This is a genomic window from Klebsiella sp. X1-16S-Nf21, assembly GCF_002837615.1.
GTDB classification, from domain to species: Bacteria; Pseudomonadota; Gammaproteobacteria; order Enterobacterales; family Enterobacteriaceae; genus Klebsiella; species Klebsiella variicola.
Map to the genome: position 1 here is coordinate 1 of NZ_PJDK01000160.1, position 729 is coordinate 729.

The following is a 729-nucleotide window of genomic DNA, read 5'->3' on the forward strand; positions in this document are numbered from 1 at the left end:
GGGGAAGGTTTCCAGCCCTTCGACGATGTCTTCCTTCGACTTCAGCTTGCCCTCGGCGATCCAGGTCGCCATGTCCTTGAAGCCTTCCTGGAAGCGGTGGGCGTAGTCCATCACCACCATGCCTTCCATGCGCGCACGATTGACCAGCAGCGACAGGTAGTTGGCCGGGCCGCGCACCGCCTCCTTGTTGTTGTACTGGCTGATTGCCCCGCAGATCACCACCCGCGCCTTGGGCGCCAGGCGGGCCAGCACGGCGTCGAGGATGTCGCCGCCGACGTTGTCGAAGAACACGTTCACGCCCTTGGGGCACTCGCGCTTGAGGCCGGCATTCACGTCCTCGGCCTTGTAGTCGATGGCGCCATCGAAACCCAGTTCCTCCACCAGGTAGCGGCACTTGTCGGCACCGCCGGCGATGCCGACCACACGGCAGCCTTTGATCTTCGCGATCTGCCCGACCACGCTGCCCACCGCGCCGGCGGCGCCGGAGACCACCACGGTGTCACCGGCCTGGGGCAGGCCGACATCGAGGAAGCCGAAGTAGGCGGTCATGCCGGTCATGCCCAGTGCCGACAGGTACAGCGGCAACGGCGCGCGCTGGCTGTCGACCTTGTAGAAGCCCTTGGGCGCGCCGAGGAAGTAATCCTGCACGCCGAGCGCGCCGTTCACCTCGTCGCCGACCTTGAAATCCGGGTGCTGCGAGGCCACCACCTTGCCCACGCCCAGGGCGCG

At 66.7% G+C, this 729-nt stretch carries 1 protein-coding gene; it reads right to left on the reverse strand.

Annotated features, from left to right (window positions below):
- Positions 1-729: NADP-dependent oxidoreductase (locus CW267_RS29855; protein WP_101148722.1), on the reverse strand; the 729-nt coding region annotated here is incomplete at both ends.